13 protein-coding genes are annotated in these 17,891 nt (G+C 39.5%); 11 read left to right on the forward strand and 2 right to left on the reverse strand.

All coding sequences use genetic code 11. The annotated features are described in order from the left end of the window. Positions 1–32: 32 nt before the first annotated feature. The 11 genes from B4240_RS06070 to B4240_RS06120 all read left to right on the forward strand — a co-directional run bounded on the left by B4240_RS06070 (position 33) and on the right by B4240_RS06120 (position 16,078). Positions 33–1,325, forward strand: coding sequence for a hypothetical protein (locus B4240_RS06070; protein WP_071001775.1), 1,293 nt, complete (start codon positions 33–35; stop codon positions 1,323–1,325). A 104-nt stretch (positions 1,326–1,429) separates the two neighbouring features. Next, the gene (locus B4240_RS06075; protein WP_025645701.1) at positions 1,430–1,756 is read left to right on the forward strand and encodes a DUF6122 family protein; all 327 of its coding nucleotides are present in this window, start codon (positions 1,430–1,432) and stop codon (positions 1,754–1,756) included. Between the two features lie 124 nt (positions 1,757–1,880). Next, positions 1,881–2,303 (forward strand): ion channel, encoded by a 423-nt coding sequence (locus B4240_RS06080; protein ID WP_198334098.1) that lies wholly within the window; start codon positions 1,881–1,883, stop codon positions 2,301–2,303. Positions 2,304–2,413: 110 nt separating this feature from the next. Beyond that, positions 2,414–3,895, forward strand: a complete 1,482-nt coding sequence (locus B4240_RS06085) for a leucine-rich repeat domain-containing protein (RefSeq protein WP_296237472.1) — start codon at positions 2,414–2,416, stop codon at positions 3,893–3,895. A 446-nt stretch (positions 3,896–4,341) separates the two neighbouring features. Next, entirely contained in the window at positions 4,342–6,735 is a 2,394-nt protein-coding gene (locus tag B4240_RS06090) for a type I restriction-modification system subunit M (protein WP_201582931.1), read from the forward strand. After that, positions 6,735–8,021, forward strand: coding sequence for a restriction endonuclease subunit S (locus B4240_RS06095; protein WP_201582935.1), 1,287 nt, complete (start codon positions 6,735–6,737; stop codon positions 8,019–8,021). Before B4240_RS06090 ends, B4240_RS06095 begins: the two co-directional genes overlap by 1 nt. A gap of 52 nt (positions 8,022–8,073) precedes the next feature. Continuing rightward, on the forward strand, positions 8,074–8,832 hold the full coding sequence (locus B4240_RS06100) for an abortive infection family protein (protein ID WP_201582937.1): 759 nt from the start codon (positions 8,074–8,076) through the stop codon (positions 8,830–8,832). Between the two features lie 181 nt (positions 8,833–9,013). Continuing rightward, positions 9,014–9,949, forward strand: coding sequence for an Abi family protein (locus B4240_RS06105; RefSeq protein ID WP_201582944.1), 936 nt, complete (start codon positions 9,014–9,016; stop codon positions 9,947–9,949). Between the two features lie 379 nt (positions 9,950–10,328). Further along, complete coding sequence (locus tag B4240_RS06110; RefSeq protein ID WP_201582947.1) at positions 10,329–11,324, forward strand: SMEK domain-containing protein; 996 nt, start codon at positions 10,329–10,331, stop codon at positions 11,322–11,324. An 87-nt stretch (positions 11,325–11,411) separates the two neighbouring features. Next, positions 11,412–14,765, forward strand: a complete 3,354-nt coding sequence (locus B4240_RS06115) for a type I restriction endonuclease subunit R (RefSeq protein ID WP_201582948.1) — start codon at positions 11,412–11,414, stop codon at positions 14,763–14,765. 98 nt (positions 14,766–14,863) lie between these two features. After that, complete coding sequence (locus B4240_RS06120; RefSeq protein ID WP_201582950.1) at positions 14,864–16,078, forward strand: competence protein CoiA; 1,215 nt, start codon at positions 14,864–14,866, stop codon at positions 16,076–16,078. A 97-nt stretch (positions 16,079–16,175) separates the two neighbouring features. On the opposite strand, the gene B4240_RS06125 is transcribed toward B4240_RS06120, so the two are convergent. Together B4240_RS06125 and B4240_RS06130 are read right to left on the reverse strand one after the other, a co-directional pair. Further along, a complete protein-coding gene (locus B4240_RS06125) occupies positions 16,176–16,490 on the reverse strand; it encodes a hypothetical protein (RefSeq protein WP_296237494.1) in 315 nt (104 codons plus the stop codon). Positions 16,491–16,570: 80 nt separating this feature from the next. Further along, positions 16,571–17,848, reverse strand: a complete 1,278-nt coding sequence (locus B4240_RS06130) for a tyrosine-type recombinase/integrase (protein ID WP_296237495.1) — start codon at positions 17,846–17,848, stop codon at positions 16,571–16,573. Positions 17,849–17,891 lie beyond the last annotated feature (43 nt).

Raw genomic sequence — 17,891 nt, forward strand, 5'->3', positions numbered from 1 at the left:
ATCAGTACATTCAACTTAGTAATGAGATTTAAATGGAATCCCTAATTAATAATAAAAACAAAACGAATGATAATCTGGCAAATCAGCTTAATCAAGAGTGCTATTGCCGTACTTTAGATCGTAAAGCGCTTAATAACAGCCTGCAAGATCAATTAGTAAACACAAGAGATAATCCACTAGGAGCCAATGAGCTTAATAAGCTGTTTTCAGCGACACCGGTGTTTGTCCCTAAGACAGAGATAGAAGCAATGGTGCGAATCATCGCAGCTATTGAGTCGACTGCTAGACTACCGTCATATCAACAGCAAGTACTGTCGTGGGCACCCAATATCGCGGCTTTCGATCCGGGGCCAATAGGGGCCTTTATGGGTTATGACTTTCACTTAGGGAGCGATGACCCCAAGCTTATTGAGATCAATACCAATGCTGGAGGCGCATTTTTAAACGTAGCACTTGCCCGCGCACAAAAACACTGCTGTCGCCCCTCAGAGCAAAGTGTTGCTACTACTAAAATGCTTGATGGGTTTGAAGAAGCGGTCGCTAATATGTTCATACAAGAATGGCAGCGACAATCGGCAACTAGCATGCCCAATCGCATTGCTATTGTGGATAATGAGCCCAAAAGCCAGTTCATGTATTTGGAGTTTCAGCTGGCCTGCCAACTACTTCAAGCTAAAGGCATTGATACCGTTATACTCGATCCGTCTGAGCTTAACTATGCTGATGGTGTACTGACAGCTCATAGCAAGCCCATTGATATGATCTATAATCGGTTAGTCGATTTCGCCTTTGAAAACCCCAACCACGCCGTGCTTAAAAGTGCCTATTTAGAGGGTGCGGTAGTAGTAACCCCCAATCCGCATGCCCATGCTATATTCGCTAATAAGCGCAACCTGACTTTACTATCCGATACGCAAACTTTGCAGTCGTGGGGACTAGGTGATGATGATGCAGAATATCTAAAAAAGTCAGTACCAACTACCAGAATGGTTACAAAAGAGGATGCAGCAGAATTATGGCGTACTCGGAGACAATTGTTTTTTAAGCCAGTAGCTGGTTATGGTAGTAAGGGCGTTTACCGTGGCAGCAAGATTACCCGCCGCGTATTCGAGACTATTTTAGATGAAAGCTATATTGCGCAGACCTTTATCCCTGCTACAGAGCGATCAATAAAGATTGATGATGTGGTGACGACTAGAAAGGTAGATATACGTCTTTATACCTATGCAGGACAGCTGCTACTAACTGCTGGGCGTATCTATCAAGGCCAAGCGACTAACTTTCGCACACCAGGGGGTGGCTTTGCGCCTGTTTTTCAAGTCTGAACATAGCATGAACATGTAGCTTTGGCTTCTTAAGTAACGTTTACTAGTTTAATTATTCTGCATACCAACTTATCAATAAAACATCATGCTGAATTGGAAAGATGATGATCCAAACCGTTATCCACTACTTCCTGCATTTTGGCATGCCGTTGATTATTGCCTATACTTTTTTTCGTGATGATTACAAACGAGTATATTTGATTCTTTTAGCAACCATGCTGGTAGATTTAGATCACTTGCTAGCAACACCTGTTTTCTTACCTGATCGCTGTAGTATTAATTTTCATCCATTACATACTTACTATGCAATGGCAGTTTATGCGGCTATGCTATTTCTACCAAAGCCCTATAGAATAATTGGTCTAGGATTGTTACTACATATGCTGACTGATTCAAATGACTGCGTAATGACCTATCTGAATAGACTCTAGTGCTTATGCGTAGTCGTTAGCTATAGTGAAAAAATTATACAGGATTAGTTAAAATAAATAGGGTAATCTTCCTTTAATGTCGTTCCTTCCTCAAAAAGGATAAAAAGTGATTCTGGCAATTATAATGGCAGCAATTCTGATCGCTGTCTGCACAGCAATACATTACGGCGCATTAAAACTCTCGTCACAGTTTGTGACGCCGTCTCGCCATATAGGACATTGCCTTGGAGTCGCAGTCGGCTCAATTGTAATTGCTCACACGTTCGAGGCCTTGCTTTACGCTGCTGGCTTTTGGATTGCTGTTTACGGCTTTGAAATCGGTAACCTCGTATCGTCCTCATCTAGCGATAGTAGCTCCCTTAATTTTATGGACTACTTTTACTTCTCGCTAGTTAACTTCACAACGCTTGGGCGAGGCGATCTCATGCCTACTGGACATCTACGATTTATGGCCGCGATGGAAGCCTTTCACGGTTTCCTACTGATCACAGCCTCTGGAAGCTTTGTTCTTCAGGTCATGAGTGGTAAAAAACCCCTCTCAAGTTAGCTACAAGCTCTCTCAACTATAGGTCGCGCTGAGATCCATAACTCACGTCAGGACACCGATATTATTCTGACACAGAAAAAATAGTTCAAATCGTTAGAAGGAATAAAGCTATGACTCCAAACAATAAGGATCACCAAGACATTCATCAGTCTGCTATTGCTAATAAAACGTTAGATTCTGATGACAACTGGATCGAGAAAATATGGGCGTGGGCAGATGAGTTTGAGCTTAAAGAGTCCGAAATCCCTCGTGATAAAGAATCATTGCTAGCCCTAAAAAAGCTAGAGATCTTAGAGCCTGAACATGATGAGCAACACTCAAAAGACGTCTATAGAATAGCCTATCTACCCGATGAGCTTACCAACCTTACAAATCTAGTAGATATAACTATCAGTGGCATATATTCAAGTCATTTACTGCCCAATATCGGTAAGCTCACTAATCTAACCAAACTGTCTATTAGTCACTCTAAACTTGTCGCATTACCTGAGAGCATCGGGCAACTGAGTTATCTTACTGAACTCTTTATTGATCAAAGTGAACTCGAAGCGCTACCTGATAGTATTGGACAACTTCATAACCTTACTAAGATGTTCATTGGTCGCTGTCAGATTCAATGTTTACCTGACAGCATTGGACAGCTTACTAAGCTTACGGTACTTGATATAGTTCACTGTGAGATTGAAGAACTGCCTGACAGCATAGGGCAGCTTATTAACCTCGCTAAGCTTTTTATTAGTTATTGCCCGCTCAAGCACTTGCCTGACAGCATAGGGCAACTCAAAAATTTAAATGAGCTTGATCTTATTAACTGTGATCTCAAAGACCTACCTAGTAGTATTGGACAGCTTACCAACCTCAACAAGCTTTATATTAATCGTTGTCGTATTAAAGAGTTGCCCGCCAGCGTTGGACAACTGAGCAGTCTTACAGAGCTTTTTATTACTCATTGTGAGCTTGAAGAGCTACCTGATAGCATAGGCCAGCTTTTGAGCTTAACTCACCTTGACCTGCTTCACCTTGAACTAACGGAGCTACCCGATAGCTTTGGACACCTCATTAACCTTGCTGAGCTTAATATTATCAACTGTAAACTTAAAGTATTGCCTGATAGCATCGGACAGCTCGTTAACTTAACTAAGCTCAATTTTAATCACTCTAAGCTTGAAGTCCTACCTGATAGCATAGGGCAGCTTATTAGCTTAACTGAGCTTTTTATTAGTCATGGCAAGTTTGACAAGCTACCTGATAGCGTAGGTCAACTTACTAATCTAGAGAAGCTTTATATTAACCATTGTAGCCTCAAAGAGCTGCCTGAAATCATAGGGCAACTTAAGAGTCTGACTGAGTTTTTTATCAGTTATTGTAAATTGGGCAAGCTACCTAATAGTATTGGTGAGCTTAATAATCTTGTTAAGCTTGAGCTTGTTTATTGTAATCTTAGAAACCTGCCAGATAATTTTACACAGCTGAATAGTTTGAGATGTATCAATCTTACTGGTAATCCTCTTGATAGGCTTTCTCCGAGGGTGAAATGTTATTTACGTTCTATTGATACAGTCTACGGTTGGGATAAACAATCATACTCTTAGCGGTTGTGCGATATTCACATCATACTCTTAGCAAACTTCAAACCCTAATATTAACAACCTCACCTGAGTAAAATATCAATTTAAACGAAGGCTACTAACGCTATATATAGCATAGTGTTAGTAGCCTTTTTTAATGTCTCAAATGCACAAAATATAAGCGCATATATACCATGAAGTAAGATTTATAGCCCCTCAATAGTTGAGTTTTTTACATCTAACAAATTATGATTTCGCTCGTAGAAATTCATCAAATCCTCATTAATAATGACAGTGTGGATTCCTGATAAGATTATTGGAGAATAACTTAGCACACACATCGCTAGGCTGAACCTATCATTCAGTGTCGAAAACATCATTCGCTCAAACTATTTTTACTAGATATAACGGGGTGCGCTATAATCCTTCACACATATCAAATAGCCCTTCTAAATATTAAGACGACGCTTATGACAACCAATAACTTCTCTCAAACTGCTGATTTCATTTGGTCAGTCGCTGACCTATTGCGTGGCGATTTTAAACGATCCCAATTCGGGCGCATATTATTACCCTTTGCACTGCTGCGCCGTTTAGAGTGCGTATTAAGCGACCATAAAGATGCGGTTGTCGAAAAGTATGCCGCTATCAAAGATCAAAATATGCAGGAGCAGCAACTAATTCGCGTGAGTAAGCGCGCATTTTATAATACTTCCCCAATGGACCTAAGCAAGCTTGGTCAAAGTGATATCAAGGACAATCTAAACACCTATATTCAATCCTTCTCTAAAGACGCACGGGAGATATTTGAGTATTTTAAGTTCGAAGAGTTCGTCGGACAACTAGATGATGCCAACTTGCTGTATCAAGTAGTACAAAAGTTTCAAAATTTTGACCTCAGTCCTGAAGCAATATCGAATCATGACATGGGCTTAGTGTTTGAAGAGCTCATCCGCAAGTTTGCCGAAAGCTCCAATGAGACGGCAGGCGAGCATTTTACGCCACGTGATATTGTACGTTTGACGACGTCCTTAGTCTTTATGGAAGATGACGAGGCGCTCACCAAAGACGGTATCATCCGTACTATCTACGATCCAACAGCGGGTACAGGTGGCTTCTTATCATCGGGTATGGAATACGTGCTTGAGCTAAACCCAGACGCGGTGATGCGCACTTTTGGTCAAGAGCTTAACCCTGAGTCCTATGCTATTTGTAAAGCAGATATGCTTATTAAAGGACAGGATGTCAGCCGTATCAAGCTTGGCAACACCTTATCCAATGATCAGCTAGAGAATGAGCGGTTCGACTATATGCTGTCCAATCCACCGTTTGGGGTCGATTGGAAAAAGATCGCAGGTGACATCAAAGATGAGTATGAGCAAAAAGGCTTTGAAGGGCGTTTTGGTGCTGGCTTGCCAAGAGTGTCAGATGGCTCCTTGCTATTTCTTATGCATCTGCTTAGTAAGATGCATGACAATCATAACTCTAGCGATAAAAACGCCAATTTTACAGATGCGCAGGGTAGCCGTATCGGTATTATTCTCAATGGCTCACCACTATTCACGGGCGGCGCGGGTAGTGGTGAGAGCGAGATTCGTCGCTATATTCTTGAAGCGGATCTGCTAGAAGCTATTATTGCCTTGCCAAACGATATGTTCTATAACACAGGTATTGCTACTTATATCTGGATATTAAGCAATAAGAAAGTCCCTGAGCGTCGTGGTAAGGTGCAATTGATAGACGGTAGCAATCTATACAGTAAGATGCGTAAGTCGCTGGGATCGAAGCGTAATGAGATGAGCGAGGATGATATCAAGATCATTACTCGCAGCTTCGGTGACTTTGAAGTGGTCAATGCGCGTGTGCTAAATAAGCTTGATGAAGTCAAGTCCAATCGGGGTCGGCAGTCTACAAGCCCCCAAACCGAGCCTGCCAAAACTTTTGCTAGTAAGATATTTTCCACGCATGAGTTTGGCTATCGTCGTCTCACTATAGAGCGTCCGCTACGTCTCTCTGCGCAATTATCCGATACCGCTATCGAGAGCCTACGCTACGCGCCCAAACCGTTTGATATGGTCATGCCAGCGCTGTACGAAAAATTTTTTGAAGAATGGGCTTGGGCTGATGTGAGCTATGATACTAGTCTAGAGACACACTACGGTTATTTTGGTAAACAAGATTGTGATATACATACCGAAGCACGCGCCATGATTAAGGCCGACTTCTCTGAGTTAAAAGAAAAGCAAATCAAAGACGTACTTGATCCTAAGCTTTGGCAGGATCAGCTTGAGATTATGTATAAAGCCCAAGCCTTGCAAGCGGCGATCGGTAGCAGTCAGTTCGATGATTATAACGAGTTTGAAAAATTGTTTAAACAAGCGCTTAAAGACACTGATATGACGCTTGATACCAAAGAGAAAAAGCAGATCATCGATGCTATTACGTGGAAAAACCCTGACGCCGAACCTGTAATCAAAAAGACGGTCAAAGTCGCTAATCCGCTTTATGGCGCATTTGAATATCGAGTATCAAATAGTTCATCTAGTAAAGCCAAAGTAGTAGAGTTCCAGCCTGATAGCGACTTACGAGATTATGAAAACGTGCCGCTTAATCCTGATATCACTACTACTGAATTGATTGAGGATTATTTCAAAAGAGAAGTACAGCCGCATGTGCCTGATGCGTGGATTAATGCTGACAAGACAGATGATATCGATAAAGAAATCGGTGTAGTCGGCTTTGAGATACCGTTTAACCGTCATTTTTATGTGTATGAGCCGCCAAGACCGCTGGCTGAGATTGACTCGGACTTAGATAAAGTCAGTCAGGACATTATGCAGTTATTGGGTGAGGTGCATTCGTAATGGCTCAAAAATATGTCGCCTATCCTGAGTATAAAGAGTCGGGGGTTGAAAGATTAGGTCAGATACCAATTGACTGGAAAATTTTTAGATTGAAAAACGTTTTAAAAATTCGTAACGGTCGTGACTATAAAGAAGTGGAAGTAGAAAGTGGGGGCTATCCTGTCTATGGTTCTGGTGGGGTATTCAGGCGTAGTTCTAGCTATTTATATGATGGCAAGTCTATTTTATTCGGTAGAAAAGGTACTATCGATAAACCGTTATTAGTTTCAGGAAGGTTTTGGACGGTTGACACAATGTTTTATAGTGAAATTTATGATAATGCAATACCAGAGTATATCTATTATCAATCTCTCTCTTTCCCTTTTAGTCTACTTACGACAAACACAGCCTTGCCGAGCATGACTCAAGAAGATTTGCTTGAGCTGGACTTTGTTTTACCGACATTGAGTGAGCAGATTCAAATTATTGATTTCCTTAACTTTGAGACGGCCCGAATTGACACTCTAATTGATAAACAGCAAACGCTTATTCAACTGTTAAAAGAAAAGCGCCAAGCCGTCATCAGTCATGCGGTGACAAAAGGCTTAAATCCTGATGCGCCGATGAAAGATTCTGGCGTTGAGTGGTTAGGGGAGGTGCCTGAGCATTGGGGGGTCAAAAAAAACAAGCATTTGCTTGAATTCGTTACCAGTGGCTCTAGAGGTTGGGCTGGTTATTATGCAGATGAAGGTAACTTGTTTTTTAGGATTACTAATTTAACTAGAGACACTATTGAGCCTAAATTAGAGTCAATCCAAAACGTTAAGCCTCCACTTGGTGCCGAAGGTGAACGTTCTAAAATTCAACTAGATGACTTACTCATTTCGATTACTGCTGATCTAGGTTCTGTTTGCGTAGCTGATAATTCAATATCTGGCGGTTTTGTAAGTCAGCATGTCTCACTATGCAGACCTAATTCATCTGTTAAATCTGCACGATGGCTTGCTTACTTTATCCTTTCTGATTCAGCCAAAGAACAGTTTGTTGGGTCTGGTTACGGTGGGACAAAAATACAGCTTAGCCTAGAGGATATTCGAGAGTTAAATATTGCTTACCCACCTAAAAGAGAACAAGAAGATATTGCGTCATATATTGATTTAAAGCTCAAAAAATTTGAATTGCTAATGAATCAAGCAGAGCAAGCAATCCAACTTATGCAAGAACGCCGCACCGCTTTAATATCGGCTGCGGTTACGGGTGAGATTGATGTTCGCAGCTGGCAAGTACCTAATGTAGGAGTCTTATAGAGTAAGTTCTATAAAATTCTTAAATTGAAAGAAGATAGGAATAATAAATAATATGAGTAATATCTTACGTGACTTACCAACGCTCTATGACAAAGCTCAAGGACTTCAAAATATCCTAACTTCTAGGGCTACTGGTGGCAATTGTAGTGATAGCGACTACATTCTATTGAGAAAAATAATTTTAGAGTCACAATTTAATACTTTAGTACCTGATTTTGTCAGACATGCAAGAGACTTAAATCAGTTTTGGCAGATGATTAAGCATAGGTATGATTCGTATGCGGAACGTAGAGATTTTATTTATAGTGAATTTCATAGTTTGATGGAAGCAGTAGAGTTTGATAAATCGGGAATGAGTCCTGCTTTTGATAAGTCTATTGAAATTATTAATTCTGGGTATATCGACAATATGTGGAAGAAAGCTATTGAACGTAAAGTTAATGATCCAGAGGGAGCAATTACCTTATCGAGAAGTCTTATTGAGTCTGTTTGTAAACATATTTTAGATCTTGAACGTATTTCTTATGATAAAAATGCAGATTTATCAGAGCTATATAAAAGAACCTCTGAGTTGCTTAAGATGTCTGCTAGTCAATATGAGACAAACCTAATTTTTAAACAGATTCTAGGTGGCTGTTCAGGCATTGTTAACGGTTTGGGTCAATTGCGTAATAATGTCGGTGATGCTCACGGACAAGGGGTTATTAATATTAAACCAAAACCGAGACATGCTGAACTGGCAGTCAATTTAGCAGGTTCAATGTCACATTTTTTGTTGTCTAGCTATAACGAGAGTTTTAAAAACAGATAGCTGGATCTCAATAGTTAAAATATACCTTATTCAAAATCATGATGAATGAGCAAGGGATATCAAATGTCTTGCAACACTTATAATAAAGTCTTTCAAGCTCAAGTTGTCAATTTGAGGCTGACACACGGTTGACAGCTATAACAGATTAATTTGACAAAACTTACCTGATGGAATGAATAATATGGTCAACAAAAGGCCCATAAAAGAATGGACAAGCTTTAACCAACAGTTGGAGCTGCTAAAAGAGCGCGGGCTGATTGTTGAAAATGAACAAAAAGCCTTGGGCTATTTAAAAACTATTGGCTATTATCGTTTGAGTGGTTACTTATATTCTTTTAGGCAATTCGACTCTCGTAATCCTAAATATAAGCTGGATAGCTTTTTAGAAGGAAGTCGATTTGATGATGTGAAAGAGTTATATATGTTCGATAAAAAACTTAGGCAAATGGCTTTGGATGCTTTAGAAAGAATTGAAGTGGCTTTACGGGTAAATATTAGTTATTCCCTAGGCCGATACGGTCCTACAGCTTATTTGGATAGTCAATACTTCGATGAAGGATTCAATCATAAAAACTGGCTTATTCGACATGATAATGCAATAGATAATGAAGCGAAAAAACAGAATACTTTTGTGAGTCACCACAGACGACACTATTCTGCATTGCCAATTTGGGTAAGTTGCGAAACATGGGATTTTGGCACCATGTCATTCTTATTTAAAGGTATGAGGGAGAGTGACAAAGATAAAATTGCTAAAATTTATCATCTTCAAAGTGGCAGTCATTTACAATCACACCTGCATGCCTTTAACTTTATTCGTAATGTATCAGCGCACCATAGCCGACTATGGAATAAAGCTATAATTTTCCAAGGAAGCTTAAAAGGCCTAAACGATAAACAATGGCAGGTGTTATCAGCTAAAAAAGTATTTGTTTATTTTTGCTTGATGAAGAGAATGCTAGATGTGATTTGCCCTAACTCTACATGGGGCAAACGCTTTTTAGCACTTTTAGATGAGTTTCCGCAAGTGAAGAATGATGCCATTTGTTTAGAGCAAATGGGTGTCAAGGTGAATCCTGAGTCATGGCAACTATGGCAAACACATCAAACAAAATAGACAGACAAAAAAAGCCCCTAGTCTTATGATCCAATCACATGGATTGGTAAAACTAGGGGAGTTGTTGCGTGCAATTATACAGAGATAATGTAGGTCTGTCAATTATATGAATAATGTTTTAGGGTAGATTAGATTTAGAGTTGATGAAAGATTGCAGAGCTATCAAACTCATGTAAGAACGTTGAATCGCTTTAATCTTTGCTGCGGTTACGGGTAAGAATGATGTTTGGGGTTGGGTTGAGCCTTATGTTGATACAGCTAAGGAATGTTCTAAGCATATTTAAAACATAAACAATCTATGTAAGTATTACAGTTTGTTACATATGAATAAGACATTTGAATTACATAAATATTTTTAGTTAATATTAAAGTGGAAGCTATGATAATTAAACGTGAAGAGTCTATAAAATCCATCACTGAAATGTTGACAAGGTTCGTTATTGACTTGTCGTTATTAAACGGAGCAGGTCTTTATGACATTAATACTACTTCTGAACATTTCTTTATTAAAATACTGGATATAACCTACAATTTATCCTTGAAAAATCTAAATATAGAAAAATCAAATTTTCCAGCTATAGATCTAGGGGATTTTAATAAAAAGGTGTGCTTTCAAATTACGTCGGAAACCAGTACCGATAAATTAAAAACAACAATATTAAAATTTAGAAAATACCAATTGAATAATGATTATGATCACTTAATATTCCTTATCATCTCACATACCAAGATTGGTAAACCGTCTGATAAAGACATTAAAATAGAGGTGAAAAATTTTAAGGCATTAGCAAAAGATATTAGTAATCTTACTGATGATGAAAAGATCTATGAAATTGAAAGTTATCTTAAAAGAAATGTCAGGTATTCGAATATAACTGAAAATTACAGCATTCTCCCAGAAAGAAAAGAAACCGTAGCAACTGATATTGATGTTACAAATTTGATTAAAGATATTGATTTAGGAAGAGATAACCAGTTTAAGCCTTATTTAATATACGATTTAGGTAATATTTCACTTTTACTTAACAAGCTTACTTATAACCAAAGAGAAGTTTTGTTTTACATTATTGCAAATGGTGGTTTTTCTAACGAGAATAAGTTCGAAGATAAAAACTCTATCATTATATACTGGGAAGAGCTTAGACAAGCTATACCAGGTGTTTATGAAATCACCCAAGTACTAAGCAGCAAAAATTTACTGCATATTAATTATGATTATATACCTTACGGCTCATGTAATTCTGTAATTGTCGTTGAGCCATACTTCCACGGCAAGCTGGATTTAAACATTTTTGCTATGTTAAAAGACACTTTTGGTTCTGACGAGTCAAAGCTTCGTGATATTTTGATAAATTGTAATTTTTCGAACTTGTAGTCATATGATATGTGTACATTGACGATTAACAAACGATACTTTAAATAGCTAAGATTGTAATTTGAATATTTTGATAAGAGTTATATCATGACCCAAACCAACACTGCTACTAATGCGCATAACATCACTTACGAATCTGTCTTTCAAGCAGATATAATTAGTCAAATGCAGGCGCAGGGTTGGAAGCTTGGTCGCTCAGCTCATTATCAACGTGAGACCGCGCTGTATGAGCAAGACGCGCTCGACTTCGTCCGTAGTACCCAGCCTGAGCAGTGGGATAAATTTTGTAAGGTTTATCCTATCAATAGTGAACGTCATTTCATTAGCGCCTTAGTCAAGCAGCTGGGTAAAGCTGATGTCAATGCTACCGATGGCGCTTCGCGTACTTATGGCACCTTAGGCGTCTTGCGTCATGGGCTGAAGATTCGTAATGCTCGCTTTAGCCTTTGCCAGTTCAAGCCTGATCACAATCTTAATCCAGATATTACGGCACGCTACAAGCGTAACATCTGCCGTCTGGTACCCGAGCTGGTTTATAGTCCACATATCAAAGTTGATGCTGATGCCAATAGCGACTCGCCAGACCTAAAAACAGACCCCAAAGTTGCCAAACGCAATCGCATCGATATGGTGCTCTTTATTAACGGTTTACCCGTAGTGACCATGGAGCTCAAGTCCGAGTTTAAGCAATCCGTAGATAGCGCCATTAGTCAGTATAAACGTACCCGCCTGCCAAAAGACACTGACACGGGCAAGCCTGAGCCGCTACTTAGCTTTAAGCGTGGGGCTTTAGTACACTTTGCCGTTAGCCAATATGAAGTCTATATGACCACACGGCTGGCAGGCGAGAATAGCTATTTCTTACCGTTTAATAAAGGCACTAGTGAGGGCGGCGCTGGTAATGATGTGCCAGACGATAGCAGTCGTTATGCCACCGACTACCTATGGAATGAGGTGCTGACCCCTGAGCACTTATTAGCTATTCTGGGTCGCTTCGTGCATTTGCAAATTGAAACAGTAGAGGACTGGGAAGGGCGTAAGTCCAAAAAAGAAACGCTCATATTTCCGCGTTATCATCAGTGGGAAGTCGTCACAAAATTAGTCAATGCGGCTATCAATGAAGGGGCAGGGCAAAGCTCTGAGCAACGCTACCTTATTCAGCATAGTGCAGGCTCTGGTAAGTCCAACTCTATCGCTTGGACCGCCCATCAGCTCTCAACCCTGCATAATAGTGATGGCGCAAAGCACTTTCATTCGGTCATCGTTATCACCGATCGTACAGTGCTCGATGACCAGCTACAAGATACTATCTATCAGTTTGAACATGCCGATGGTGTAGTCGGTCGAATCAATAATAAAGAGGGCGACGGCTCCAAGTCAGAAAAGCTAGCGGCAGCACTAGAGAACTCGCAGCCGATCATAATTGTCACCATTCAGACCTTTCCCTACGTATTAAGAGCAATTGAGAACTCAGCCGTACTAAAAGAGCGGCGCTACGCTATTATCGCTGATGAAGCCCATTCCTCGCAGACAGGTGCTACTGCGCGTAAGCTCAAAGAAGTGTTGGCCTCTGGTACAGTGAATGAAAGTGCTACTATTAGCTCGGATGGCGTTATTGCAGATAATATTGAAATTCATGACCAGCCTTTATCGAGCGAAGATATGCTCGATAGTGTCATCGCTGCCCGTCGTAGTAGCCCTAATCTGAGCTATTACGCGTTTACCGCTACCCCAAAACCTAAGACTATAGAGCTGTTTGGGCGTCTGCCTAATCCTGAGCTGCCGCCATCTAAGCAAAATATTCCAGAGTCCTATCATGTCTACTCGATGCGTCAAGCGATAGAAGAAGGCTTTATCTTAGACGTATTGAAGAACTACACCAATTATAAAGTGGTCTATCAGTTGACCCAAAAGCTTGCCGCTGAAGACAAAGAAGTTGATACTCGCCGCGCGACTATTAAGCTTAATAACTGGGTACGCTTGCATGATCATAACATCGCGCAAAAGGTCAAAGTCATCATTGAGCATTTTAATGAAAACATCAAAGGATTGCTCGGCGGGCAGGCCAAAGCGATGGTGGTGACCGGCTCGCGTAAAGAGGCAGTACGCTACAAGCTCGCCTTTGATCGTTATATCAGTGAGCAAGGCTATCAGCGTATCAATGCCATGGTAGCCTTTTCAGGTGAAGTGAGCTTTCATGCTAATGATCCCGATAGCAGTGCTTTGCTTGAGCAAAAATTTACCGAGCAGACTATGAACCCCAATCTAAAAGGTCGAGACATGCGCAAAGCCTTTGATAGCGATGACTATCAAGTGATGCTAGTGGCTAACAAATTTCAGACAGGATTTGATCAGCCCAAACTTTGCGCTATGTATGTCGACAAAAAGTTAGGCGGCGTAGACTGCGTACAGACGCTCTCACGTTTAAACCGTACCTATGCGGGCAAGTCGGAGAGTGGTACCTTTGTGCTCGACTTCTTTAATGATCCAGAAGATATATTAGAGGCATTTCAGCCGTATTATAAAAATGCCACACTAGATGAAGTATCCGATCCTGATACTGTTTTCGAGCTATATGACAAGCTAGTAGCCAGCAAAATATTTCATTGGGCTGAGGTTGAGCAGTTGGTCATTGCCTTTTATGCTTCGAGTAAGTCTAACGCGGCTATTAGCAATATTTGCAAGCCTGCCGTTGAGCGTTGGCAAAAGCGCTATCAAGAAGCCCGCACGCAAGCCGCGCAAGCTAAGATACTGCTTGATCGTAGCAAGGCTACAGCAGATGCTGTGCTAATTGCCAATGCCGAAACCGATTATAAAGGCTATAAGACAGAGCAAGACGCGCTTGAGATCTTTAAAAAGGATCTGGCTACTTTTACCCGTCAGTACGAATTTATGTCGCAGATTGTCGATTATGATAATAAGGATCTGGAGAAGCTAAGTCTCTATGCTCGCCATCTGCAACCTATGCTACGTGAGAGACTCGATGACGATGAAGAGGTGGATCTTAGTAATATCGTTATGAGCCACTACCGCTTGTCTAAGCTACGTCAGCAAGACCTCAAACTGCAAGAAGATAGTGTCAATCCACTGAAGCCTGGGAGCGGTGGTACTGGTAAGGCTAAAGACAAACAAGAGGACTGGCTATCGAAAATAGTCGCTAGGTTAAATGAGCTATTCGATACTGAAAATTTGACCGATAGCGATTTAATTAATTACTCGCAAACCATCTGGGATAAAGTCAATGAAAATCAAATTGTAATGAAGCAGATCGCTAATAACACTGCCGATAAAGCGATGCTTGGCGATTTTCCAAACGCTACATTAGACGCCATCTTTGATAGCCAAGACGCTTATCAAGATATTACCAAACAATTACTATCAGACCCTAAGCGCTTGAGTCAATTCACGCGGTTTTTACTGGATACGAAGGTAAAGGCTTAGGAGAAGGTGAACCCTAATTATGCGCGATCATCTTATAAAGCATGAATATATATAAGAATGTATTGCTAGATCAAAAGTCAAAATAACTAAGGGTCAATATGGCTTTTATTTGTATAAAGAATGATGAAAAAATCTATAGTTTTATGTATAGCCTAAAAGACTGGATAGCGTTAAAAGAAGATAAAACGTCCAGTTTCAATATGGCTTGCTGTGGCAATCGAGCAATACTAAAGACAAGTAAGCTAGGTACGCAGTTCTTCGCCCATAAGACAAAACCTAAAGACTCTAACTGCTCGACTGGTGGTGAAACTGCCGAACACATGCATATCAAATATCTTGTTATGAAAGAATTAGATAGAAATGGTTGGAATGTAGCAGTCGAAAAAAGAGGGGTTACCCCTAGTGGTGAGGAATGGATAGCAGATATCTACGCAGAAAAAGGTAAAGCTAAGATTGCCATTGAAGTGCAATGGAGCCCTCAAACTTTTATAGAAACAAAATGCAGACAAGAAAAATATGCTCAATCAGATGTAAGGTGTGCGTGGTTGCTTAGAAGTGGCTCAATTAAAGATACCAACGCAATTACAGGCGATTATGCTTATAGTACGAAAGATATACCTGTATTCTCTATTTATAGAAATAAGACGCAGGACAATCAAGCTTATATGATTTATAACGTGAATAAGCTAGACAGCAACAGTAGTCGGTACAACCACCGTTCATTTAAGCCTATTACGCTACCATTAGAGAATTTTATACAAAGATTGGTGTCACAAGGCCTAGTTTTTATACCTTATGAGCGATTCACCTCTACAAAGTTTAGATTTAAATCCAACGGTATCACTGAGATGACTTTAGGGGTGAGTAAAGACTCTTGCGCTAAATGTGGTTACTCCAATCCGATAATTTCTGAGGTGAGATATAAAGAAGACTATAAAGTACGTTCTAAGAAAATAAAAAATTGTAGCGATAAAGAGCTTAGAATTATTAATACACATTTTTCTAAGAATTATGTTTTTTCACCCATAAAAAAGGTGCGTAGTGAAATACTTAACAAAGTTTTTATAGTCAACACTTGTGTTGAATGTGGTTTTGTCATAGATAGAGATGGTCAATATAGTACCTATTTAAAAAAATTTTTCACTAAGCCGCTTTTTATAAAGCATTTAGGTCTTAATACAGAAAAATTCTATACTTCGAATACAACTCTTAATACGGAATGTGTTTACCTTGTAAACAACAGTTTCAAAATCAAATATAACGAGAGTTTTGAGTTTGGTAAATGGGTTACTAGAGATAGTGAACCAGTTTAATCAGAATAATTGGCATATATGATTGTTTATAAAAAATCATATAATGTAATTTACTACTGTAGATTTTGCAATAATTACTATATAAGTTTGAAAGCAATCAAACGTAATCCTTTTGCCATACTGCGTTTTTGCAAACCATACAACACCAACTATCTTGAGCACGCATATATAGGATATCTGCTGGCATCTCTACCGGGCAAGCACTTGCACAGTACTCACAGAGCACATCATCTAAACAAGCGTAACATTGAGCAATCGTCTCAAACAATAGATTTGAGCTGATTCTATATTTCTGACATATCATTTGTACATGTTCAAGATAATCCTCCTTATGATCATATACCCAATAATCAACACAGATTTTTTGATCTCTACTATTCTGTGTCATACCAAATTCAAGTTTGATACCCATAGTATGTCTCCTAATCAAAATGTCATTACATGTTCTATCGATTAGTTAGTTGTACAGAACTTTAAAAAAATTATATGAAGTTATGTCTGTAAGAGACTCTTAATCACCTCATCTTGAGTCATTCCTATATGCTTGCAATAAAAAGCTTCAATCTCATCTAAAGCTTCACGTAATTGTCGCTGTGATACCTGTATGTAATGTAGTGTCACATCATCACTAGATTTAGCCTCACGATGATTGAGCAGTCTCTTTAACACTGGATAGGTTACATTAAGACTATTAGCGACAGTGCCAAATGTACGACGCAAATCGTGAGGCGTAATGTGCAAGCCAGCTTTGTTTGATATTGAATGATAACTACCGCTCAAATCTTTAACGTGGTCGCTATTTCTTTTCAAATCACTCGGAAATACCCAACGCTCTCCATTGCTCAATCTATAGCGTTCACTAAGTATGGCTTGAAGTATTTTTCCAGTAGGCATATGGTAATCAGAACCATTTTTAGTGGCTTTAAAAACGATACGAGCAGCGTCAAGATCTACATCTTCCCATCTTAGTGTCTGCGCTTCATTTAAGCGAACTCCAGCAAACATAAAAAGCAGTAAAAGATCACGAGCATTATTGCTATAAGATGCTTGTTTGAAAGAACTACCGTCACGGTGTTCAATCAAAGTTCTAAAATATACTCCTAAATACTCTTCTTCAACATGACGAGTACGAGGTTTAATTTTGTTCCAATCATTTTTGGCATTCAGTATTCGAATGGGTTGATCCTTTATTATGTACTCCTCATCGTCATCTAAGAAGCTATCTTGACAATAATTCCATACTGATCGAAGAGCTCGCATAGTAGCATTCGCTTGAGCTGGACTAGATTTGCTGATTTCCTTATGTTTTTCACTTATCATAGTTTTAGTTATATCGTTTAACGATATATCAAGCCAGTCATCGAGTCGACCAAGTATTTGCTGATCATAAGTTTCAATAGTACGGCTGGCAAGATTTGGCTTCATAGATTTAAAGTAGGTATATGCTTCATTAAGTGTCGGTATATCAGAATCTTGAATGTCTTTTAACTTTGGAGTAGCGTGATAACCATCGTAAACATCAAGTCCCTTTTTTATGTTGACCATCATCGTGCTCGCTTTTTCACGAGCTTCAGTCAAAGTGATTAGATGTGTTTCTTCAACTTCGTCACGATAGAGCTTACCATTGATGCGTTTATGAAGCGTGTATCTCTTAGATTGCTTACCCACACGAAGTGCAAAACCCGTTAATACTTCATCCATGTAGATGTCTGTACCATTTGAAGCATATGCAACTGAATCGATAAACTTCTTACTAAGCTTAACTTTCATAATTCATCCGTCACGCCGCAGTTATTATATTAATAGCACTATA

Origin of the sequence: Psychrobacter sp. UBA5136, assembly GCF_002414005.1 — a bacterium.
Classification (GTDB): domain Bacteria; phylum Pseudomonadota; class Gammaproteobacteria; order Pseudomonadales; family Moraxellaceae; genus Psychrobacter.